The sequence below is a fragment of the Inhella crocodyli genome (assembly GCF_004004565.1).
GTDB classification, from domain to species: Bacteria; Pseudomonadota; Gammaproteobacteria; order Burkholderiales; family Burkholderiaceae_C; genus Inhella; species Inhella crocodyli.
The window spans coordinates 23,681-45,745 of the sequence record NZ_SACM01000005.1 but is presented as its reverse complement, the minus strand read 5'-3'; the positions used below and the strand labels follow the sequence as shown (position 1 = coordinate 45,745).

Genomic DNA, 22,065 nt, shown 5'->3' with positions numbered 1-22,065 from the left:
GCGCCTCGGCTTGGATGTGGACGACCCGCTTCAGCCCTTGACGCCCAGCTCGCGCAGGCGCTCGTCGAGGTAACTGCCCGCGGTGTGCCGGTCGCTCAGCACGACGTCGTTGCGCGGGTGCAGGAACAGCGGCAGGCTCACGCGGCTGCGTTTGGCGCCTTCGCCCGTGGGGTTGAGCACGCGGTGCAGGGTGCTGGGGTAGTAGCCCTGGCTGGCCTCTTCCAGCATGTCGCCGATGTTGATGGCCAGGGTGCCGAAGTCGCAGGGCACGTCGCGCCACTGGTGGTCGGTGCCCTGGATCTGCAGGCCGGGCTCGTTGGCGGCGGGCAGGATGGTCAGCAGGTTGATGTCGCCGTGCGCCGCGGCGCGCAGCGCGCCTTCGGGCTCGTTGCCGGTCAGGGGCGGGTAGCGCAGCACGCGCAGCAGGGTGCCGCGGCTGTCTTTGATCATGTGGCTCAGCGGCTCGCGGTAGTGCTTGGCGATTTCGGGCGGCGTGTAGCGCTCGACCCAGCCCAGCAACTCGGCCGCCAGGGCGTTGGCCTGCTCGTAGTACGCCAACGCGTCGGCCTTGAGGCTGTCGGGGATGCGGCCCCACGGGTAGACGTGGAAGTACTCCTTGATGTCCTTCTGCGTGGCGCCCTTGGCGGTTTCGCTGATGGCGGTGCTGAAGTAGCCGTCTTGGGTCTCTTTGCTGAACGTGAAGTCGTGCTTGGCCTCGCTGTTGAAAAAGTCCAACCACGTGGCGTAAATGCGCTCGACCAGGTCCTGCGGGATGGGGTGGTTCTTCAGCACCCCAAAGCCGGTTTCGTGCAGGCTGCGGGTGAACTTTTCGGCCGCGTCGGGGGCGCGGTAATCAACGACTTGAACGTCCATGTGAAGCTTTCCGGGGTTTTCGGCGGCCAGTCTACGACCAAGGTTTCAAACGGTTTCCGCCGCAAAAAACCCGGGTACAGTCGGCGCCCCATGCCGGATTTCTGGCGTGCGTTTGATTTGTAAAGCCCTTCCCGTCCCCACTTACGGGTCGCAATCCGCTAACCGGTCTGGCCGTGTCGCGGAAGGTTCTGTAACCAGCCAACTGCTTTGGAAGCCGAAGCGTGAGGTCAGCGAAATGATGCAGCAATACAGGTTGAACTCGTACCTCTTTGGGGGCAATGCGCCCTATGTCGAAGAGCTGTACGAGGCCTACCTCGACAACCCCGGCTCGGTGCCGGACAACTGGCGCGCCTACTTCGACGCGCTTCAGCACGTCCCCGCCACCGACGGCAGCGACGCCCGCGACGTGGCGCATGCCCCGGTCGTCGAGAGCTTCGCGCAACGCGCCAAAGCCGGCCAACTGACGCAAAAGGCCTCCAGCGCCGACCTCGCCGTCGCCCGCAAGCAGGTGCACGTGCAGTCGCTGATCGCGGCCTACCGCTTCCTGGGCAACCGCTGGGCCGAGCTCGACCCGCTCAAGCGCGGCGAGCGCCCCAAGATCCCCGAACTCGACCCCGCGTTCTACGACCTGAGCGAGTCCGACATGGACATCAGCTTCTCGGCCGTGAACAGCTACTTCGGCGGCGAGACCATGACCCTGCGCCAGATCGTGCAGGCGCTGCGCGAGACCTACTGCGGCAGCATCGGCGCCGAGTTCATGCACTGCACCGACCCGGCCGAAAAGCGCTGGTGGCAAGAGCGCCTGGAGAAGGCGCGCGGCAAGCCCAGCTTCACCGCCGACGAGAAGAAGCACATCCTCGAGCGCCTGACGGCCGCCGAGGGCCTCGAGCGCTACCTGCACACCAAGTACGTGGGCCAAAAGCGCTTCAGCCTGGAGGGCGGTGACAGCTTCATCGCCGCCATGGACGAGCTGATCCAGCGCGCCGGCGAACGCGGCGTGCAAGAAATCGTCATCGGCATGGCCCACCGCGGCCGCTTGAACGTGCTGGTCAACACCCTGGGCAAGATGCCCGCCGACCTGTTCGCCGAGTTCGAGCACAAGGCGGCGGAAGACCTGCCCGCGGGCGACGTGAAGTACCACCAGGGCTTCAGCTCCGACGTCTCCACCCCCGGCGGCCCGGTTCACCTGAGCCTGGCCTTCAACCCCTCGCACCTGGAAATCGTCAACCCGGTGGTCGAAGGCAGCGTGCGCGCCCGCCAAGACCGTCGCGGCGACAAGGTCGGTGTGCAGGTGCTGCCGGTGCTGGTGCACGGCGACGCCGCCTTTGGCGGCCAAGGCGTGGTGCAAGAAACCCTGGCCTTCAGCCAAACCCGCGGCTACGGCACGGGCGGCACGGTGCACATCGTCATCAACAACCAGATCGGTTTCACGACCAGCGACCCGCGCGACCTGCGCAGCACGCACTACTGCACCGACGTGGTGAAGATGGTCGAGGCCCCGGTGCTGCACGTGAACGGCGACGACCCCGAAGCCGTGGTGTGGGCCATGCAGCTGTGCATGGACTACCGCGCCGAGTTCAAGAAGGACACGGTGCTGGACATTGTCTGCTTCCGCAAGCTGGGCCACAACGAGCAAGACACCCCGTCGCTCACCCAGCCGCTGATGTACAAAAAGATCGGCGCCCACCCGGGCACCCGCAAGCTGTACGCCGACAAGCTGGTGGCCCAGGGCACGGTCGCGGCCGACGAGCCCGACAACATGGTCAAGGCCTACCGCGCCGCCATGGACGAAGGCCGTCACACCGTCGACCCGGTGCTCACCAACTTCAAGAGCAAGTACGCCACCGATTGGTCGCCCTTCTTGGGCAAGAAGTGGACCGACAACTGCGACACCGCCATCCCCGTGGCCGAGTGGAAGCGCCTGTCGGAGCGCCTGACGACCCTGCCCAAGGACTTCGCCGCCCACAACCTGGTGCAGAAGGTCTACGCCGACCGCGCGGCCATGGGCCGGGGGGAGATCAACGTCGACTGGGGCATGGGCGAGCACATGGCCTTTGCCAGCCTGGTGGCCAGCGGCTACCCAGTGCGCCTGTCGGGCGAAGACGCCGGCCGCGGCACCTTCACGCACCGCCACGCCGTCATCCATGACCAGAACCGCACGACCTGGGACGACGGCACCTACATCCCGCTGCAGCACGTGGCCGATGGCCAAGCGCCGTTCACCGTCATCGACTCCATCCTGAGTGAAGAAGCGGTGCTGGGCTTTGAATACGGCTACGCCGCCGCCGAGCCCAACACGCTGACCATCTGGGAAGCGCAGTTCGGCGACTTCGTCAACGGCGCGCAGGTGGTCATCGACCAGTTCATCGCCTCCGGCGAGGTGAAGTGGGGCCGGGCCAACGGCCTGGTGATGATGCTGCCGCACGGCTACGAAGGCCAGGGCCCCGAGCACAGCTCGGCCCGCCTGGAGCGCTTCATGCAGTTGGCCGCGGACAACAACATGCAGATCGTGCAGCCCACCACGGCCGCGCAGATCTTCCACGTGCTGCGCCGCCAGATGCTGCGCATGTTCCGCAAGCCCTTGGTCATCATGACGCCCAAGAGCCTGCTGCGCGCGAAGGACGCCACCAGCCCGCTGACCGACTTCACCAAGGGCGAGTTCAAGACCGTGATCGGCGAGGTCGATGCCTCGATCAACGCCGACAAGGTCAAGCGCGTCATCGTCTGCTCGGGCAAGGTCGCCTACGACCTGATCCGCAAGCGCGAGGAGAAGAAGAGCACCGACGTCGCCATCGTGCGCGTGGAGCAGCTCTACCCCTTCCCGCACAAGGCCTTCGCCGCCGAGCTGAAGAAGTACCCCAACGCCACCGACATCGTGTGGTGCCAGGACGAGCCGCAGAACCAAGGCTCGTGGTTCTTCGTGCAGCACCAGATCCACGAAAACATGGCCGAGGGCCAGAAGCTCGGCTACGCCGGCCGCCCGGCCAGCGCTTCGCCCGCTTGCGGCTACGCCCACCTGCACCAGGAACAGCAAAAAGCCCTGCTGGACCAGGCCTTCGCCAAGCTCAAGGGCTTCGTGCTGACCAAGTAAGAAAAAGGAACGAACAACACCATGGCACTCATTGACGTCAAGGTCCCGCAGCTGTCCGAATCCGTGGCCGAAGCCACCCTGCTGCAATGGAAGAAGCAACCCGGTGAAGCCGTCGCCATCGACGAAATCCTGATCGAAATCGAAACCGACAAGGTCGTGCTCGAAGTGCCGGCGCCCGCCGCCGGCGTGCTGTCGGCCCACGTGGTGGCCGGTGGCGGCACGGTGACCAGCGACCAGGTCATCGCCACCATCGACACCGAGGCCAAGGCCGGTGCCGCAGCGCCTGCGGCGGCCGCCCCCGCCGCCCCGGCGGCCGCGCCCGCCGCGGCCAGCGCCGACAAGAGCGGCGTGGCCATGCCCGCCGCCGCCAAGATCATGGCCGACAACGGCCTGGCCGCCGGCAGCGTGGCCGGCACCGGCAAGGACGGCCGCGTGACCAAGGGCGACGTGCTCGGCGCCCTGGCCAACCCGCCCGCCGCCGTGGCCGCGCCCGTGGCCGCCCCGGTGCCCGCCGCCGTGGCCAAGCCCCTGCCGGCCGTGGCCGCCCCGGTGCCCGTGAACCTGGGCGACCGCCCCGAGCAGCGCGTGCCCATGAGCCGCCTGCGCGCCCGCGTGGCCGAACGCTTGATCCAGTCGCAGTCCACCAACGCCATCTTGACCACCTTCAACGAGGTCAACATGGGCCCGCTGATGGAGATGCGCAAGAAGTTCCAAGAGAAGTTCGAGAAGACGCACGGCGTCAAGCTCGGCTTCATGAGCTTCTTCGTCAAGGCCGCGGTGCACGCGCTCAAGCAGTTCCCGGTGCTGAACGCCTCGGTCGACGGCAACGACATCGTCTACCACGGCTACTTCGACATCGGCATCGCCGTCGGTTCGCCGCGCGGCCTGGTCGTGCCCATCATCCGCAATGCCGACCAGATGTCGTTCGCCGACATCGAGAAGAAGATCGCCGAGTTCGGCCAGAAGGCCAAGGACGGCAAGCTGAGCATGGAAGAGCTCAGCGGCGGCACCTTCTCGATCAGCAACGGCGGCACCTTCGGCTCGATGCTGTCCACGCCCATCATCAACCCGCCGCAGTCGGCCATCCTGGGCGTGCACGCCACCAAGGAGCGCCCGGTGGTGGAGAACGGCCAGATCGTGATCCGCCCGATCAACTACCTGGCCATGTCGTACGACCACCGCATCATCGACGGCCGCGAAGCCGTGCTGGGCCTGGTGGCCATGAAGGACGCGCTCGAAGACCCGGCCCGTCTGCTGTTCGATCTCTGAGCAAGGGCTACTGCGCGACCTCATGGCGTCGTTGCGGGTCCCGTCCTCCGCATCCTCACGTAGCGACGCTACGTTCCGGTGCGTCGGCACCCGCGCCTAGCCCTGAGGTCGCTCGCTACGCCCCACTTCGGTGGGGCTTTTGCGTGAAAAGGAATTCAACATGAGCACCCAGCAATTCGACGTCGTCGTCATCGGCGGCGGCCCCGGCGGCTACATCGCCGCCATCCGCGCCGCGCAACTCGGCTTCAACACCGCCTGCATCGACGAGTGGAAGAACGACAAGGGCGGCCCCGCGCCCGGCGGCACCTGCACCAACGTCGGCTGCATCCCCTCGAAGGCCCTGCTGCAGTCCAGCGAGCACTACGAGCACCTGAACCACCACTTTGCCGAGCACGGCATCACGGCCGACAACGTCCAGATCGACGTGGCCAAGATGCTGGCCCGCAAGGACACCGTGGTGAAGCAGAACAACGATGGCATCCTCTACCTGTTCAAGAAGAACAAGGTCAGCTTCTTCCACGGCCGCGGCGCCTTCGTCGGGGCCAAGGACGGGCTGTACGAGATCAGCGTCAACGGCACACCCACGCTGGCGGCCAAGCACGTGGTCGTGGCCACCGGCTCCAACGCCCGCGCGCTGCCCGGCACGCCCTTCGACGAAGACAAGGTCCTCAGCAACGACGGCGCGTTGCGCATCGGTGCGGCGCCCAAGAAGCTGGGCGTCATCGGCGCCGGCGTCATCGGCCTGGAAATGGGCTCGGTGTGGCGCCGCCTGGGCGCGGAAGTGACCGTGCTCGAGGGCATGCCCACCTTCCTGGCCGCCGTGGACGAGGGCGTGGCCAAAGAGGCCGCCAAGGTCTTCAAGAAGCAGGGCCTGGACATCCAGCTCGGCGTGAAGATCGGCGAGATCAAGACCAGCAAGACCGGCGTGACGGTGGCCTACGCCGACGCCAAGGGCGAGGCCAAGACCCTGGCCGTGGACAAGCTGATCGTCTCCATCGGCCGCGTGCCCAACACCATCGGCTTGAACGTCGAAGCCGTGGGGCTGAAGCTGGACGAGCGCGGCGCCATCGTGGTGGACGCCGACTGCAAGACCAACCTGCCCAACGTGTGGGCGGTGGGCGACGTGGTGCGCGGCCCCATGCTGGCGCACAAGGCCGAGGAAGAGGGCGTGGCCGTGGCCGAGCGCATCGCCGGCCAGCACGGGCACGTCGACTTCGACATCATTCCCTGGGTCATCTACACCAGCCCGGAGATCGCCTGGGTCGGCAAGACCGAGCAGCAGCTCAAGGCCGAAGGCCGCGCCTACAAGGCCGGTCAGTTCCCCTTCATGGCCAACGGCCGCGCGCGGGCGCTGGGCGACACCACCGGCTTCGTCAAGATGCTGGCCGACGCCAAGACCGACGAGATCCTGGGCGTGCACATCATTGGCCCCTTCGCCAGCGAGCTGGTGGCCGAGTGCGTGGTCGCCATGGCCTTCAAGGCCAGCAGCGAGGACATCGCCCGCATCTGCCACGCGCACCCGTCCTTGAGCGAAAGCACCAAGGAAGCCGCGCTGGCCGTGGACAAGCGCACGCTGAACTTCTGAGCCTGGACTTCCGTCGATGACCACGACCTCGGCCTACCAAGCCGAGTTGCAGGCGCGCGGCTTCACGGCCGACGCGGCGCAGCTGCAGGGCCTGGCGGCCCTGCAGCGCTGCGAGGACGCTTGGATTGCCTACAAGGCCCGGCGCAGCAACGCCGTCACCAAGCTCTTGGTGCGACCGCCCCTGCCCAAGGGCGTGTACCTGTACGGCGGGGTGGGCCGGGGCAAGAGCTTCCTGATGGATTGCTTCTTCCAGGCCGTGCCCTTGCAGCGCAAGGTGCGCCTGCACTTCCACGAGTTCATGCGCGAGGTGCACCGCGAGTTGCACGAGCTCAAGGGCATCGCCGATCCCATCGACGAGCTGACGCGCCGCATGGCGCGGCGCTACCGGCTGATCTGCTTCGACGAGTTCCACGTCGCCGACGTGACCGACGCCATGATCCTGCTGCGCTTGCTGGAAGGCATGCAAAAGCACCGCATCAGCATCGTCACCACCAGCAACTTCCGCCCAGACCAGCTCTACCCCAACGGCCTGCACCGCGACCGCATCCTGCCAGCCATCGCCTTGCTGATGGCCACGATGGAGGTGGTCAACGTGGACGCGGGCGTCGACTACCGCCGGCGCACCCTGACCGACGCCAAGCTGTACCACTGCCCACTGGGCCCGATCGCCGAGGCGGCCTTGGCGGCGCTGTTCGACCAGCTGGCCGAGGCGCAGGACGAAGACCCGAAGCTGCTGATCGAGCAGCGCGTGCTGCGGGCCAAGCGCCGTGCAGGGGGCGTGGTGTGGTTCGACTTCACGACCCTGTGCGGCGGGCCGCGCTCGCAGAACGACTACCTGGAGCTGGCCACGCAGTTCCACACCGTGATCCTCTCGGACGTGCCCGAGATGCCCATCCGCCTGGCCAGCGAAGCGCGGCGATTCACCTGGCTGGTGGACGTGCTGTACGACCGTCGCGTCAAGCTGGTCGTGTCGGCCGCGGTGGAGCCGGAGCAGCTCTACACCGAGGGGCCCTTGGCCCACGAGTTCCCCCGCACGGTCAGCCGCTTGCGGGAGATGCAATCGGCCGAGTACCTGGGGCTGGCGCGACGCGACGTCGACACCGGCCTGACCTGAGCGCCGCGGACGGGCCGCCATTGGTCGAGCGGATTGGCAGGTCATCCCGCCATCCGTGCAATTCGTCACTTCGGGATTGGTGTCCAATAGCGGGCTGGGCACATTACGTCCTGTGGCATCGTCCTGGGAACCCGCCTCCATGAAAGCTTTGCGATTTCTGCTCCTGTCGCTGACCGTCGTGTCGGCCAGCTTGGTCCCGCAAGTCCCGTCTCAGGCCAGCGAGCTGGTCAAGTTGGGTCGCTTGCTGGTGACGGGCAAGCGCGCCCCGGCCGCCCCGGTGGTGCCGCCCACCGTCGTCAGCGACGAGGCCAAGCCGGCCGCCCCCGTTGCCCGTCCGAATGCCGAGGCCAGCGAGCGCAGCTCGGCCGCGCCACGGGCGACCGAGGTGATGCAAGAAGCCCGCGAGGGCAGCGCGTCGCCGTCGGCCGCCGAGCGTCCGTCGACCCTGGAGCCCAAGTCCCTGGACCGCGGCAGCGTTGGGGGGGGCGGCAGCGTGTCGTCCTCGGGCGAGCGGGCTGGCTTGATCGGCTTCTCGCTGCGCAGCTGGTTGCGCGGGGTCTGACGCCCGACTCGGGCGCTTAGCCCCAAAGAAAAGCCCGGCTTGGCCGGGCTTTGTCGTTTCTGGGGCTGGGGCTCAGGTGCCCGGGCGCGAAGGCGGCTGGGGGTTCCAGCGGGCCATGGCGTGGCAATCGACCAGCACCCCGTCGCGCAGCGCGTAGCCGCGGTGCGTGCCTTCCATTTCGAAGCCGAAGCGCCGGTACAGGGCGATGGCGGGCGCGTTGTCGACGTTGACGGTCAACTCCAGGCGCAAGACCCCCATCCAGCGGTCGGCCACGTCTACCAAGGCTTGCATCAGGGCCGTGCCCACGCCCTGGCCCTGGGCGCTGCGGGCCACCCACATGCCCAGCATGCGCGCATGGGCCCGCCGCGGTGACGGGCCGACGCTGTGCAGGCCGGCCAGGCCGACCACCTCGCCGTCGCGCTCGGCCAGCAGCATCCAGTCGCTCGCGCCCAGCTTGAGCGTGTCTTCCAGGCGCTGGCGCCAAGCGGCTTCGCTGGGGTAGGGCATCTGCAGCAAACCACCGAACACCGCCGGATCGCCCACACCGGCGGCGATGGCCGGGGCATCGGCCAAGGTGGGGCGGCGGATGGTGACGGCGCCCATGCCCATCAGGCGCGCTGCGCGATCCAGTCTTTGACGCTGGCCAGCGCCGCCGGCACGCCCGCAGGCTGGGTGCCGCCGGCCATGGCCATGTCGGGCTTGCCGCCGCCCTTGCCGCCCACTTGCTGGGCCACGAAGCTGACCAACTCGCCGGCCTTGATCTTGGCCGTCAGGTCGGCCGTCACGGCCGCGCCCAGGTTGACCTTCTCGCCGTCCACGGCGGCCAGCACGATGGCCGCGCTCTTGAGCTTGTCGCGCAGCTTGTCCAGCGCGTCGCGCAGGGTCTTGCTGTCGGCGCCTTCCAGCACGGCGGCCAGCACGCGCACGCCGCTCACGTCCATGGCCTGGCCGACCAGGGCGTCGCTCTGGCTGGAGGCCAGCTTGCCCTTGACGGCGGCCAGCTCCTTGTCCAGCTGCTTGATCTGGTCGAGCAGGGCGTCCACGCGATGTCCCGCATCGGCCGGGGCCACCTTCAGGCGGCTGGCGATCTGTGCGAGGCGGTCTTCCAGGGTCTGCAAGTAGGCCAGGGCGTTGGCGCCGGTCACGGCTTCCACGCGGCGGATGCCGGCAGCCACGGCGCCTTCGGCGACGATCTTGAACAGGCCGATGTCGCCCGCGCGCTGCACGTGGGTGCCGCCGCACAGTTCCTTGCTGCTGCCGATGGTGAGCACGCGCACGGTGTCGGCGTACTTCTCACCGAACAGCATCATGGCGCCGCTCTTCTGGGCGTCTTCGAGGGCCATCACCGCCGCGTCGGTGGCAGCATTGGCCAGGATCTCGGCGTTCACCAGGCGCTCCACTTCGGCGATCTGCTCGGCCGTCAGGGCCTGGCCGTGGGCGAAGTCGAAGCGGGTGCGATCGGCGTTGACCAGCGAGCCCTTTTGCTGCACGTGGGCGCCCAGCACCTCGCGCAGGGCCTTGTGCATCAGGTGGGTGGCGCTGTGGTTGCGGGTGGTGTGGGCGCGGGCTTCGCCGTCCACGCGGGCCACCAGCACGTCGCCCACCTTCAGCTCGCCCTCGGCCACGCTGCCGTGGTGGCCGAACACGTCGGCCTGAATCTTCAGCGTGTCGTGCACGCTGACGCGGCTGGTGGCGTTGCGCAGTTCGCCGCGGTCGCCCACCTGGCCACCGCTCTCGGCGTAGAAGGGGGTGTGGTCGAGCACGACGACCACGTCGTCACCGGCCTGCGCCTTGTCGACGGCGCTGCCGTCCACGTACAGCGCGGTGATCTTGCTGGTCTCGCACACCAGGTGCTCGTAGCCGTGGAAGGCCGTGGGCGTGCCGCTGTAGGCCAGGCCCTGGGCCATCTTGAACTTGCCGGCGGCGCGGGCGCGGGTGCGCTGCTCTTCCAGCAATTCGTTGAATCGGGCCTCGTCCACGGCCACGCCGCGTTCGCGGCAAACGTCGCCGGTCAGGTCGACCGGGAAGCCGTAGGTGTCGTGCAGCTTGAAGGCGGTGTCGCCGTCCACGCCCTGACCGCCGGCCAAGGCCGCTTCCAGGATTTCCATGCCATTGGCGATGGTGCGGAAGAAGCCGGTCTCTTCCTGCTGCAGCACCTCGGTCACGCGGGCTTCGGCTTGGCGCAGCTCCGGGTAGGCCTCGCCCATCTGGGCGACCAGGGCCTTGACGAGCTTGTGGAAGAAGGGCGTGCGTGCGCCCAGCTTGTAGCCGTGGCGGATGGCGCGGCGGGCGATGCGGCGCAGCACGTAGCCGCGACCGGCGTTGCCGGGGATGACGCCGTCACAGACGGTGAAGCTGCAGGCGCGGATGTGGTCGGCGATGACCTTCAGGCTGGGGCTGTTGGCGTCGCAGTCGCCCGCGCCGGCCTCGTCCACGGCCTGCTTGGCGGCGGCCAGCAGGGCTTGGAACAGGTCGATTTCGTAGTTGCTGTGCACGTGCTGCAGCACGGCGGCCAGGCGCTCCAGGCCCATGCCGGTGTCCACGCTGGGTTTGGGCAGCTTGTGCATCACCCCGTCTTCGGTGCGGTTGAACTGCATGAAGACGTTGTTCCAGATCTCGATGTAGCGGTCGCCGTCCTGCTCGGGCGAGCCCGGGGGGCCGCCGGCCACGTCGGGGCCGTGGTCGTAGAAGATCTCGGAGCAGGGGCCACAGGGGCCGGTGTCGCCCATCATCCAGAAGTTGTCGGACATGTAGCGGCCGCCCTTGTTGTCGCCGATGCGCACGATGCGCTCGGCGGGCAGGCCAATGTCCTTCAGCCAGATGTCGTAGGCCTCGTCGTCCTCGGCGTACACCGTGGCCCAGAGCTTGTCGGCCGGCAGCTTGAAGTGAACGGTCAGCAGCTCCCAGGCGTAGGCGATGGCGTCCTTCTTGAAGTAGTCGCCGAAGCTGAAGTTGCCCAGCATCTCGAAGAAGGTGTGGTGGCGCGCGGTGTAGCCGACGTTGTCCAGGTCGTTGTGCTTGCCGCCGGCGCGGATGCACTTCTGGCTGGTGGTGGCGCGGCTGTAGGGGCGCTTGTCGAAGCCCAGGAACACGTCCTTGAACTGGTTCATGCCCGCGTTGGTGAACAGCAGGGTCGGGTCGTCGCCAGGCACCACGGGCGAGCTGGCCACGATGGCGTGGCCTTTGGACTCGAAGAACTTCAGGAAGGTGGCGCGGATCTCGGCGGCTTTCATCGGGGTGCGGCTCGGGTCGGTTACAGATGGAGGGCGGCGCAGCGGCTAGAGTGCGCGGCTCGCCGACCGAGGAGACCCCCATGAGCGATGCCGTGACTGCGCTGCCAGCCCTCCATGATGCCAGCCTGCTGCGCACCGACGCCCTGTTGGGTGGCGAATGGGTGACGGGCCCTAGCCGTTTTGCGGTGCACAACCCGGCCCACGGCGGCGCCTTGGCGGAGGTGAGCAGCGCCGACGCCGACTTGGCCCGGTTGGCCGTGGAGGCCGCCGAGCGGGCCCTGCCGGCCTGGCGCGCGCGCAGCGCGCGCGAGCGCGGGCTGTTGCTGGGCCGCTGGGCGCAGCTCTTGCGCCAGAACGCCGACGACCTGGCCCAGCTGATGACCGCCGAGCAGGGCAAGCCCCTGGCCGAGGCGCGCGGCGAGGTCAGCTACGCCGCCAGCTTCCTGGAGTGGTACGCCGAAGAGGGCAAGCGGGTGTACGGCGAAACCATCCCCAGCAGCGACACCAACAAGCGCCAGTGGGTGTGGCGTCAGCCCGTGGGCGTGTGCGCCGCCATCACGCCCTGGAACTTCCCGCTGGCGATGATCACCCGCAAGGTGGCGCCCGCGCTGGCCGCCGGCTGCACCGTGATGGTCAAACCGGCCGAGCAAACGCCGCTCACGGCGCTGGCGGCCGCCGAACTGGCCTTGCGCGCCGGCCTGCCCGCCGGCGTGCTGGCCGTGCTGCCGGCCAGCGCCGAGGACTCGGTCGTGGTGGGCCAAACCTGGTGCGCCCACCCCACGGTGCGGCACCTGAGCTTCACCGGGTCCACCGAGGTGGGGCGCATCCTGATGGCGCAAAGCGCCAGCACGCTCAAGCGCCTGTCCCTGGAGCTGGGCGGGCACGCGCCCTTCATCGTGTTCGACGACGCCGACCTGGACAGCGCCGTCGAGGGCGCCGTGCAGGCCAAGTACCGCAACACGGGCCAAACCTGCATTTGTGCCAACCGCCTGTTCATCCAAGCCGGCATCCACGACGCCTTCGTCGAGAAGCTGGCCGAGCGCGTGGCGGCGCTGCACCTGGGCGTGGGCACGCAGCCGGGCGTTCAGGTCGGCCCCTTGATCGACGCGCAGGCGCTGGCCAAGGTCAAGGCCCACGTGGACGACGCCCTGGCCCTGGGGGCCACCGCCCGCGTCGGGGGCAACCTGCGCACCGACCTGGGCCCCACCTTCTTCGAACCCACGCTGTTGACGGGCGTGACGCCCAAGATGCGCTGCGCCGTGGAAGAAACCTTCGGCCCTGTCGCGCCGGTGCTCAAGTTCGACACTGAAGCCCAGGTCATTGCCCTGGCCAACGCCAGCGAGTTCGGCCTGGCTGGCTACTTCTACAGTCGCGACATCGGCCGTGTCATCCGCGTGGCCGAGGCCCTGGACTACGGCATGGTCGGCGTCAACACCGGGCTGATCAGCAGCGCCGAACTGCCCTTTGGCGGCATCAAGCAAAGTGGCTTCGGGCGCGAGGGTGGTCACCAAGGCCTGGACGAGTACCTCGACACCAAGCTGGTTTGCGTGGGGGATGTGAGCGCATGAACGCACGGGTTGTCGGCGCCGGGGTCGGCGTCTTGCTGTTGAGTGCGGGCGTGGCGCTGGGCACGGCCGCCGCTGCGTGGTTCGCCCTGGGACGCTTGATGGCCTGGCCGCCGTCGCCCGAGCACGAGGCCTTGGCCGTCGGGGGCATGGCCCTGGTGATGGTGCTTTGGAGCCTGTTGCTCTGGGCCAGCGTGCGCTGGTGGGCCGCCCGCCGACAGCGCGCGGCTGAGCGCAAGGCGCAGGTGGCGGAGTTGACCCAACAGCCGGTGCTGACCTTGGACGGCTTGGGCCATGTCGACTGGGCCAATGCCGCCTTCAGCCAGCGCACCGACCGCCACGGCCCCCACGTGCTGGGCCGCGACCTGGCACAGGTGCTGGGCTTGCCCGAGTGCGAGGCCCGCACCGAGCTGGAAACGGCAGTGGCGCATGGCCAGGCCCTGGCTCTGAGCTGCCAGGGCAGCGACCTCCATGGCAACCCGCTGAACTGGCAGCTCGAGATGCAACCGCTGCGCGACGCCAAGGCCCGCTGGCTGGGCGCCACCGTGGTGGCCATGGACGGCAGTGCGCTGGTGGAGGCCACCGCACGCTTCGAGGCCCTGCAAGCCGAGGAGACCCGCACCCATCAGGCGCTAATGGACAGCTTGGACGCCGAGCGGCAACGTGCCGAGGCCGAGCGAGAGGCCTGGAGCCTGGAGCGCACCCGCTGGAACGCCGAGCAAGACGCACTGGCGCACGCCCGCGCGGAGGCCGAGGCCCACGGCGATCGCCTGCACGAGGAGCTCAACACCCTGCACGAAGGTCTGGAAGCGGCACAGACCGGCACCTGGCAGGTGGACCTGGACACCCACCGCGTCGCCTTGGACACGGGCGCCATGCGACTGGTGGGCGCGGCCTCGTCCGTGTTGCTGAGCCGGCCCTTCGCGCATTGGGCCGAATGGCTGAGCCCCGACGATTGGGCCATGGCCCGCGCCCAGTTCGCGCCCCTGCTGGCCGGCACGGCCACGCACCGCGACGCCGTCGTGCGCTTGCGGGCGCCGGGGGCCGAGGAGGGCCAGGCCCTGTGGATCAAAGCGGCCGTGGTCGCCTATGGCGCCGACGGCCAGGCCGAGCGCATCGCCGGCACCGTGCAGCGCGTGGGCGATGCCGTTCAAGGGCTGCAGCAGCAGTGGCAGTTGCTGCGCGACGGCGAGGCCCTGCACGGGGCCGCCGTGTTCCGCTTGGACGAACACAGCCTGGTGCTGCAGGCCTCCCCACAGTTCTTCCACCTGCTGGGCCGCCCGGCGCAGGGCGGCGAGATGGGATGGGGCCAGTTCGTGCACCAAGTGGACGACGATGGGCACCGCCATGCGCTGCAGAACGCCCTGGACGACGCCTTGGCCGAAGACGCCAAGGGCTGGGACCTGACCCTGCCCCTGCGCACCGCCTTGGGCGCGCCCTTGTGGGTGCAATGCCGGGCAGAGCCGCGCGCGCAGTCGGCCGGAGAGCGCGCCTGGTTGGGCGTGCTGCAGGCCGTGCCCGAGCCCGCCCGCATCGACGTGGCCGCCCCTGACCCCGCGCCCGAGCCGCCCGTCCGGGACCCCCTGGACGACCGCGCTGCGGCCGAACGCCGCTTGGGCCGCGACCTGGGGCGGACCGGCCGCTTGCTGGCGCCTGCCTGGTTGAACCTGCCCACCCAGGTTCGTCAAGCCGACTCGGCCGACGAGCGCCGCGCCGCCGCCCGACGCGTGGCCATGCTGGCCCGCAGCCTGGGCGCGGCCTGTTTGGCCGATGGCCTGCAAGCCTGGGACGGTGCCGAGCCCGAGCTGCCGGAGGCGCTCAAGGCCGAGATCGACGCCGTCGTCGACGCCTTTCAGATGGCCTGAAGCCGCGCCCATTCGGGGCCGAGCGGAGCCTCGATGGCGAGGGCGGCCCCGGTGTGGGGGTGCGCCAGCGCCAGGTGCTGCGCGTGCAGCCACAGGCGTTGCACGCCCCAGTGGGCCGCCAAGGCCCGGTTGAACGGGCCCTTGCCATGGGTGGCGTCGCCCACGATGGGGTGCGCCATGTGCTTGCAATGCCGGCGAAGCTGGTGTCGGCGCCCCTGCTGCGGCGCCAGCCGCAGCAAGGCGGTGCGGGTGGTGGCGAAGGCCGAGTGCGTCGTCACGGGCCATTCGCGCCGGTCCAGCACCTGCCAGTCGGTTTGCGCGTCCAGCAGGGGTTGGCCGGCGCTGGGCCTTTCGGGATCGCGGGCCAATGGGTGGTCCACACGGCCGGCGGCGGCTTGGGGCCAGCCGCGGACCCAGGCCAGGTACTGCTTGCGGGTTTGGCCGCCCATGAAGGCCTCGCCCAACAAGCGGGCAGTGTCGGCGTCGCGGGCGAACAGCAGCACGCCGCTGGTGCCTTTGTCCAGCCGGTGCGCGGGCCACAGGCGTTCGCCCCACTGGGCCTGCGCCTGCTCGTGGGCGCTGGTGGTTTCGTGGGCGTCCAGCAGCGTGCGGTGCGTCAGCAAGCCCGGCGGCTTGGCGATGGCGCGCAGCCAGGCGTCTTCGAACAGCAACTCAAGCAAGGTCGCCGTCCACGTAGAACCACTGCCCGTCTTCGCGCACGAAGCGGCTGGTCTCGACCAGCCGGTGCGCCCGCCCGCCCAGCTTGCTGCGGGCCACGAAGGCGACGGTGGCGGTGTCGCCCATCTCTCGGTGCGCCTTGACCTCGAGCCCCAGCCACTTCAAGCCGGCTTCAGGCGCTTCCAACCGTTCCGGGCGCGTGCGGAGGTGCCAACTGGCCAGCAGGTAGTCGCGCAAGTCCAGCACGAAGGCGCTGTAACGGCTGCGCATCAGCGCCTCGGCCGTGGGGGCGGTGAGGCGGCCGGTTTGGTCGAAGGCCGCATGGTGGGGGCCGCAGCAGTGCTCGTAGGGGCGGGTGGGGGTGCAGGGGCAGGGCATGGGGTGGGATTGTTGGCTGGGCGCTCCTGGCGGGGAAGCCCGCAGGGCGCTTCGCCCCTGCACCCCGACCCCATTTGGTCTTGGCCAAATGGGGGAAAGCCGCCTGCCCCGGCTCCTACGCCCCTGGCTGTGCCAGGGGTCCCCTACGCTGCTCGTTCCGGGGGGCTGCGGGATTGAACTCCCTGCGTTCGCTGCGCTCACTGCGGTCAGACAGCAATCCCGGGTCAGTTCACGAAGCGCGCTGAAGCGCGCGCCCCCCTGCACTGCGCTGCTCGGCGCCTCCGAACGGGGCAACAACCGAACACAAAACAGCCGAATGCCGAACAGCCCGGACTTCAACCTGCTGCGCTGTTTCCCGGCTGTTGGCTGCTGGTTGCTCGGCTGTTTGCCCCGTTCGGAGGCGCCGAGCAGCGCAAGGGCGTCAGGCGCGGGCGTGAGCCCGCTTCAAGCACTGACTCCGCCCGACTGTTTGACCGGAGCGAACGCAGTGAGCGCAGGGAGTTTCGGGCGGGCCTGGCGACCTGAGCAGCGCAGGGCACCCCAGCCGCAGGCTGGGGCGCTGGAGTCGGGGCGGGCGGTTTTGGCTACTTTTTCCAAGAAAAAAGTAGCCCGGGGCGCAGGGGCGGAGCGCCCTGCGGGCTTCATCGACGAACAAGCATCCTGTGACGACGCCCAACGACAATCCCCCCAACCATGAATTCCACGCTCCTCGCCCACCTCAACCCCGAACAACTCGCCGCCGTCACCCTGGAAAGCGAACCCGGCCTCATCCTGGCCGGTGCCGGTTCGGGCAAGACCCGGGTGCTGACCACGCGCATCGCGTGGCTGCTGTCCACGGGCCGCGTGGGGCCCGGGGGCATCATGGCCGTGACCTTCACGAACAAGGCCGCCAAGGAGATGCTCACGCGCCTGTCGGCCATGCTGCCGTACAACGTGCGCGGCATGTGGATCGGCACCTTCCACGGCCTGTGCCACCGCTTCTTGCGCGCGCACTGGAAGGCCGCCGGCTTGCCGCAGGGCTTTCAGATCTTGGACGCCAGCGACACCGTGGCCGCCGTCAAGCGCGTGTGCAAGGCCATGAACCTGGACGAGGAGCGCTACCCGGCCAAGCAGGCGGCGCACTTCATCGCCCACGCCAAAGAGCGGGCCGAGCGGCCGAAGGACGTGGTGCCGCGCGACGAGCAAGACCGCCGCTTCATCGAGGTCTACGCCCAGTACGACGCCCAATGCCAACGCGAAGGCGTGGTCGACTTCGCCGAGCTGATGCTGCGCACCTACGAGCTGATGCGCGACGACCCCGCGCTGCGCGCGCACTACCAGCAGCGCTTCCAGCACGTGCTGGTGGACGAGTTCCAAGACACCAACGCCTTGCAGTACGCCTGGCTCAAGCTCTTTGCGCCCCCCGGCGGCCAACAGGCCGTGTTCGCCGTGGGCGACGACGACCAAAGCATCTACGCCTTCCGCGGCGCCGAGGTGGGCAACATGGCCGCCTTCGAGCGCGAGTACCGCGTTCGCTTGCAGGTGAAGCTGGAGCAGAACTACCGCAGTTGCGGCCACATCCTGGACGCGGCCAACCACCTCATCAGCCACAACGAGCGGCGCCTGGGCAAGACCCTGCGCACCGACGGCCCGCAGGGCGAGCCCATCCGGGTGAACGAGTCGCCCACCGACTTCGAAGAGGCCAAGTGGGTGCTGGAAGAGGCGCAAAGCCTGCACCGCGCCGGCACGCCGCGCGCCGAGATCGCGCTGCTGTACCGCAGCAACGCACAGAGCCGGGTGCTGGAGTCGGCGCTGTTCAACGCCGGCATCCCCTACCGCGTCTACGGCGGCCTGCGCTTCTTCGAGCGTGCCGAAATCAAGCACGCGCTGGCCTACCTGCGCCTGTTAGAGAACCCGAACGACGACACCAGCTTCCTGCGCGTCGTGAACTTCCCGGCCCGCGCCATCGGTGCGCGCACGCTGGAGCAGCTGCAAGACGCCGCGCGCAGCAGCGGGCGAAGCCTGTGGCAGTCGGTCTCGGCCCTGAGCGGCAAACCCGGTCAAGTCCTGGCCAAGTTCACCGCGCTGGTGGAAGAGCTGCGCCGCGCCACCGAGGGCCAAACCCTGCGCGGCATCGTCGAACACGTGGTCGAGGGCTCCGGCCTGGCCGCCCACTACCGCAGCGACAAAGACGGCGCCGAGCGCCTGGAGAACTTGGACGAACTGATCACCGCCGCCGAGAGCTTCGTCACCCAAGAGGGCTTCGGTCGGGACGCCGTGGCGCTGCCGGTGGACGAGCTTGGCCAGGGCCCGGGCCTCACGCCCGACGCCGAAACCGGCGAGATCATGAGCCCGCTGGCCGCCTTCTTGACCCACGCCAGCCTGGAGGCCGGCGAGCACCAGGCCATTGCGGGCGCTGATGCCATCCAGCTGATGACGATCCACGCCGCCAAGGGCCTGGAGTTCGACGCGGTGTTTCTCACCGGCCTGGAAGAAGGCTTGTTCCCCAACGAACGCGCGCTGTCCGACCCCGATGGACTGGAAGAAGAACGCCGCCTGATGTACGTGGCCATCACCCGCGCGCGTCAGCGCCTGCACCTGAGCTTCAGCCAGACGCGCATGCTGCACGGCCAGACCCGCTACAACGTCAAGAGCCGCTTCTTCGACGAGCTGCCGCCCGACGCGCTGAAATGGCTGACGCCGCAGGGCGGCGGTTTTGGCAGCGGCTTCGAGCGTGACTACGCCAGCGCCTGGCAGCGCGGCAGCGGGCTCAAGGGCATCGTCGGCGCTGGCCGCGAAGGCTGGGAGCCGCCGCGCCCGCGCTGGGGCAACGCGTCTGCCGCGCCGGCCCCCGCGCCCGTGCTGCCCAAGAGCGGCCACGACAGCGGCCTGCGCCCGGGGCAGGGTGTGTTCCACACCAAGTTCGGCGAGGGCGTGGTGCTGGCCTTGGAGGGCAGCGGCAACGACGCGCGCGCCCACGTCCGCTTCGGCCGCCACGGCGACAAGTGGCTGGCTTTGTCGGTGGCCAAGCTCACGCCGATTTGATCGGCGCCTGGCGCCGCGCCGCGGCGGCTGCCCCGAGGTCGGCGACCAGCCCGTCCAAGATCGCCAGCAGGGGCTCGACCGGCGCGGGCGCCGGCAGCGCGTAGGCCACCGCCTCCAAGGTGGAAAGCTGGTGCGCCGCCTGCGCCTTGCGCACGCGGTAGCGCGAGGGCGGCGGGGCGTTCAAGGGCCAACGGGGCAGGGCTTGCAGCCAAGGGTTGCGGTGCAGCAGCAGGCGACTTTTGCGCCAGGTGCCGTCCAGCACGTACAGGCGCAAGCGCTCGGGCGGGGTGCCGGCCGGCAGGGCCGTGGCGCCTTCGCCGGGGTAGAGCAGGGCCTCGATGCGGCCTTCGGGGTTGGGCAGGGGGCTGAACTCCTCGCCCACGTGCAATTGGCATCCGCGCAGGCCGAGCTGCAGGAGCCGGGCGGTGCCCTTGACCTCGTGCACCTCCAAGGGATGTTGGAGCACGACCACCTCGGTCGGGTGCTGCAGGGGCGGGTCGGGCACCAGGGCGCACAGGCAGCGCGCCCGCGCGCAGCGCGCGCAATGGCGCGCGCCCAAGCGCGTCATTCGCCGGGGGCGGCCGCCGGCGGGTCGGCGGTGAACCGGAAACTGTCCACGAACATGAAGTACAGCCCGGCGTAAAACACGCTGCCCACCAGCAGGGTCGCGGGCATGGCCATGAGTTGAATCAAAACCGGCGAGCCCAACAAGGCGCTGAGCAGGGCCATCACCATCCCGGCCGCCAGGACGACGCCGATCCAGCCCAGGCCGTTCATCAGGAAGGCCGAACGGTTGCGCCACAGGCCCAGGGTGCTGGAGAACAGGGACTGGAACGCCGTTTGGCCCCCCCAGTGCACCAGGGCCGGGGCGTACCAAAACGGCACCGACAACAGCAGCGCGCCGAAGGTGCGCAGCGCCACGCCGTTGAGGAAAGCGGGGTCTTGCAGCGCGGCCCAGAGCAGCGCGTTGCCTTGCTCGGCGGCGTCTTTGGCCTCCGGGGGGATGGCCGCCAGCGCGTCCTGCAGGCGTTCCATGGCGCCACCATCGGTGACATGGGCCAGCACCATCACGCCGACCATGCCCAGCACGTACAGGCCGCCCAGCGCCAATTGGCTGCGCGTGCGCTGCGCGCTGAGCTTGAAGGGCTGCGCCCACAGCGCCCAGCCCAGGGGGCGCTGCTGGAGCGAGTGGTGCGTGTGCAGCATGTACACCAGCGACAGCATCGGCATGGCGCCGATGGCCACCACCGGTCCCAACAGGGGCACGAGCGTGGCCACCATCACGCCCACGAGGTACAGGGCCAACAGGGCCGAGAACGCCAAGGGCGCGCGGCGGAACACCGCCCAGCCTTGGCCCACCCAGCGCAGGCCCTGGGCGGCGGGAACGGAGTGCAGGGTCAAACGCATGGGCAAATCACAGGGCGTGCCAGGCCAGGGCCCGGCGTTGGCGCAGCACCCGCTCGAAGTGACGCGGGTCGTGGGGTTTGAGCAGCTCGGCCTCGCGCGGCCGGTGCCAGTCGTCGAGGCGGCTGAGCCAAAAGCGCAGTGCGGCGGCGCGCATCAAGGCCGGCAGCAGGCGGTGCTCGGTCGCGCTCAGGGGGCGTTCCGTTTCGTAGGCCGCCACCAGGGCACTGGCGCGAGCTTCTTCCAGGCGGCCGGTGGGCAGGTCGATGCACCAGTCGTTCAGGCACACGGCCAGGTCGAACAAGAAGGTGTCGACACCGGCGAAGTAGAAGTCGAAGACGCCGCTGAGCTGCTCGCGGCCCGGCAGGCCCTCGAACATGGCGTTGTCGCGAAACAGGTCGGCGTGCACGGCGCCGGTGGGCAGCTCTTGGTGGCTGCCGCTGGCGGCCAGCTCCAGCTGGAAGTGCATCTCATCGCGCAACAGTTCAGCCTCGTCGGCACTCAGCTTGGGCAGCAGGGCGCTGGCCGTGGCCTGGCGCCAAGGCAGGCCCCGCAGGTTGGGCTGGTGCAGCGCAAAGTCGCTCACCGCCCGGTGCATGCGCGCCAGGGTCTGGCCCAGTTGCTCGCAGTGGAAAACGTCGGGCGCCAGTTGGTGGCCGCCGTTCAAGCGGCTGACCAGCGCGGCGGGCTTGCCGTGCAGGCTGAACAGGGTGTTGCCTTGCGCATCGACCGCCGGGGCGGGCACGGGCAGGCCTTTGCGCGCCAGGTGCTGCATGAGGCCCAGGTAGAACGGCAGCTGGTCGTGCGTCAGGCGCTCGAACACCGTGAGCACGAAGCGGCCGCCCTCGGCATCGACGAAGAAATTGCTGTTCTCGATGCCCGCCTGGATGCCTTTCAGGCCCTGCAGGGCCCCCAGGCCGAGGCGGCTGAGCAGGGCTTGCGCGTCGGCCTCGCCGACGGGGGTGAACACCGCCATCAGAAGCGCGCCACGGGCCAGACGGCCTGGCCCTCACGCCGGTTGGGGCCCTGCGGGTCGGCCACGTAGCCGCTGCGGTGGGCCGCGTCGGTGCTGCGCGTGCGACCCGCGCCGACCAAGATCTCGTACGCCGGCGCGCCGGACTTGGGCCGGATCACCACCTTCACCACCTGCTCGCGGTTGTTCAGGTGCTCCTCGATGGCGTTGAAGCGGTCTTCGCTGTGCCGGATGCGGGTCACCTCGCCCTCGCAACCCGCCACGCAGCGGCGCTTGGGCGCGCTGGCGGGCTGTGCGGGCGCCTCGGGCGCGGAAGCGGCCACCGCGGCAGGTGCCGGCAGCTCGCTCAGGGTCGGAGGGGCTGGCTGGGCCAGGCTGGGCAGGGGGGAAAGGGCCAGGGCAGCCGCCAGGCCGGCCCACTGGCCGCAGGCGCGGCGCTTCATGGCGCCAA

At 69.3% G+C, this 22,065-nt stretch carries 17 protein-coding genes; 8 read left to right on the top strand and 9 right to left on the bottom strand.

Features of this window, described 5'->3' with window-relative positions; genetic code table 11:
* Nucleotides 1-30 precede the first annotated feature (30 nt).
* Nucleotides 31-873: a 2OG-Fe(II) oxygenase family protein gene (locus EOD73_RS15175; RefSeq protein WP_127683891.1), complete on the bottom strand. Its 843-nt coding sequence runs from the start codon at nt 871-873 to the stop codon at nt 31-33.
* A 235-nt stretch (nt 874-1,108) separates the two neighbouring features.
* Between EOD73_RS15175 and EOD73_RS15170 the strand changes: the two genes are divergently transcribed.
* From EOD73_RS15170 to EOD73_RS15150, 5 genes are all read left to right on the top strand, one after another.
* Entirely contained in the window at nt 1,109-3,964 is a 2,856-nt protein-coding gene (locus tag EOD73_RS15170; protein ID WP_127683890.1) for a 2-oxoglutarate dehydrogenase E1 component, read from the top strand.
* Between the two features lie 21 nt (nt 3,965-3,985).
* Nucleotides 3,986-5,233, top strand: a complete 1,248-nt coding sequence (odhB, locus tag EOD73_RS15165; RefSeq protein ID WP_127683889.1) for a 2-oxoglutarate dehydrogenase complex dihydrolipoyllysine-residue succinyltransferase — start codon at nt 3,986-3,988, stop codon at nt 5,231-5,233.
* Between the two features lie 160 nt (nt 5,234-5,393).
* A complete protein-coding gene (lpdA, locus tag EOD73_RS15160) occupies nt 5,394-6,818 on the top strand; it encodes a dihydrolipoyl dehydrogenase (RefSeq protein WP_127683888.1) in 1,425 nt (474 codons plus the stop codon).
* A 16-nt stretch (nt 6,819-6,834) separates the two neighbouring features.
* The gene (gene zapE / locus EOD73_RS15155; protein WP_127683887.1) at nt 6,835-7,932 is read left to right on the top strand and encodes a cell division protein ZapE; all 1,098 of its coding nucleotides are present in this window, start codon (nt 6,835-6,837) and stop codon (nt 7,930-7,932) included.
* A gap of 139 nt (nt 7,933-8,071) precedes the next feature.
* A complete protein-coding gene (locus EOD73_RS15150) occupies nt 8,072-8,494 on the top strand; it encodes a hypothetical protein (RefSeq protein ID WP_127683886.1) in 423 nt (140 codons plus the stop codon).
* A gap of 72 nt (nt 8,495-8,566) precedes the next feature.
* Here EOD73_RS15150 and EOD73_RS15145 read toward each other — a convergent pair whose 3' ends face one another.
* Both EOD73_RS15145 and alaS read right to left on the bottom strand, forming a co-directional pair.
* On the bottom strand, nt 8,567-9,097 hold the full coding sequence (locus tag EOD73_RS15145; protein ID WP_240660738.1) for a GNAT family N-acetyltransferase: 531 nt from the start codon (nt 9,095-9,097) through the stop codon (nt 8,567-8,569).
* Nucleotides 9,098-9,102: 5 nt separating this feature from the next.
* On the bottom strand, nt 9,103-11,727 hold the full coding sequence (gene alaS, locus EOD73_RS15140; RefSeq protein ID WP_127683884.1) for an alanine--tRNA ligase: 2,625 nt from the start codon (nt 11,725-11,727) through the stop codon (nt 9,103-9,105).
* Between the two features lie 80 nt (nt 11,728-11,807).
* Here alaS and EOD73_RS15135 point away from each other — a divergent pair, with 80 nt between their 5' ends.
* The gene (locus tag EOD73_RS15135) at nt 11,808-13,295 is read left to right on the top strand and encodes an NAD-dependent succinate-semialdehyde dehydrogenase (protein WP_127683883.1); all 1,488 of its coding nucleotides are present in this window, start codon (nt 11,808-11,810) and stop codon (nt 13,293-13,295) included.
* Nucleotides 13,292-15,157, top strand: a complete 1,866-nt coding sequence (locus tag EOD73_RS15130) for a PAS domain-containing protein (RefSeq protein WP_127683882.1) — start codon at nt 13,292-13,294, stop codon at nt 15,155-15,157. The genes EOD73_RS15135 and EOD73_RS15130 overlap by 4 nt, the downstream gene beginning before the upstream one ends.
* Here EOD73_RS15130 and EOD73_RS15125 read toward each other — a convergent pair.
* Together EOD73_RS15125 and EOD73_RS15120 are read right to left on the bottom strand one after the other, a co-directional pair.
* Nucleotides 15,145-15,837, bottom strand: coding sequence for a pseudouridine synthase (locus EOD73_RS15125; protein ID WP_127683881.1), 693 nt, complete (start codon nt 15,835-15,837; stop codon nt 15,145-15,147). The two genes, EOD73_RS15130 and EOD73_RS15125, sit on opposite strands and share 13 nt — an antisense overlap.
* Nucleotides 15,830-16,213 (bottom strand): YchJ family protein, encoded by a 384-nt coding sequence (locus EOD73_RS15120; RefSeq protein WP_127683880.1) that lies wholly within the window; start codon nt 16,211-16,213, stop codon nt 15,830-15,832. The genes EOD73_RS15125 and EOD73_RS15120 overlap by 8 nt, the downstream gene beginning before the upstream one ends.
* A 693-nt stretch (nt 16,214-16,906) precedes the next feature.
* Here EOD73_RS15120 and EOD73_RS15115 point away from each other — a divergent pair.
* Nucleotides 16,907-19,237, top strand: coding sequence for a UvrD-helicase domain-containing protein (locus tag EOD73_RS15115; protein WP_127683879.1), 2,331 nt, complete (start codon nt 16,907-16,909; stop codon nt 19,235-19,237).
* On the opposite strand, the gene EOD73_RS15110 is transcribed toward EOD73_RS15115, so the two are convergent.
* The 4 genes from EOD73_RS15110 to EOD73_RS15095 are packed head-to-tail and all read right to left on the bottom strand — an operon-like array spanning nt 19,224 to nt 22,057.
* On the bottom strand, nt 19,224-19,805 hold the full coding sequence (locus EOD73_RS15110; RefSeq protein WP_127683878.1) for a tRNA-uridine aminocarboxypropyltransferase: 582 nt from the start codon (nt 19,803-19,805) through the stop codon (nt 19,224-19,226). The genes EOD73_RS15115 and EOD73_RS15110 overlap by 14 nt on opposite strands.
* The gene (locus EOD73_RS15105; RefSeq protein ID WP_127683877.1) at nt 19,802-20,644 is read right to left on the bottom strand and encodes a BPSS1780 family membrane protein; all 843 of its coding nucleotides are present in this window, start codon (nt 20,642-20,644) and stop codon (nt 19,802-19,804) included. Before EOD73_RS15105 ends, EOD73_RS15110 begins: the two co-directional genes overlap by 4 nt.
* Before the next feature lie 7 nt (nt 20,645-20,651).
* On the bottom strand, nt 20,652-21,617 hold the full coding sequence (locus EOD73_RS15100; protein ID WP_127683876.1) for a homoserine kinase: 966 nt from the start codon (nt 21,615-21,617) through the stop codon (nt 20,652-20,654).
* The gene (locus tag EOD73_RS15095) at nt 21,617-22,057 is read right to left on the bottom strand and encodes a hypothetical protein (RefSeq protein WP_127683875.1); all 441 of its coding nucleotides are present in this window, start codon (nt 22,055-22,057) and stop codon (nt 21,617-21,619) included. Before EOD73_RS15095 ends, EOD73_RS15100 begins: the two co-directional genes overlap by 1 nt.
* Between the last annotated feature and the right edge of the window lie 8 nt (nt 22,058-22,065).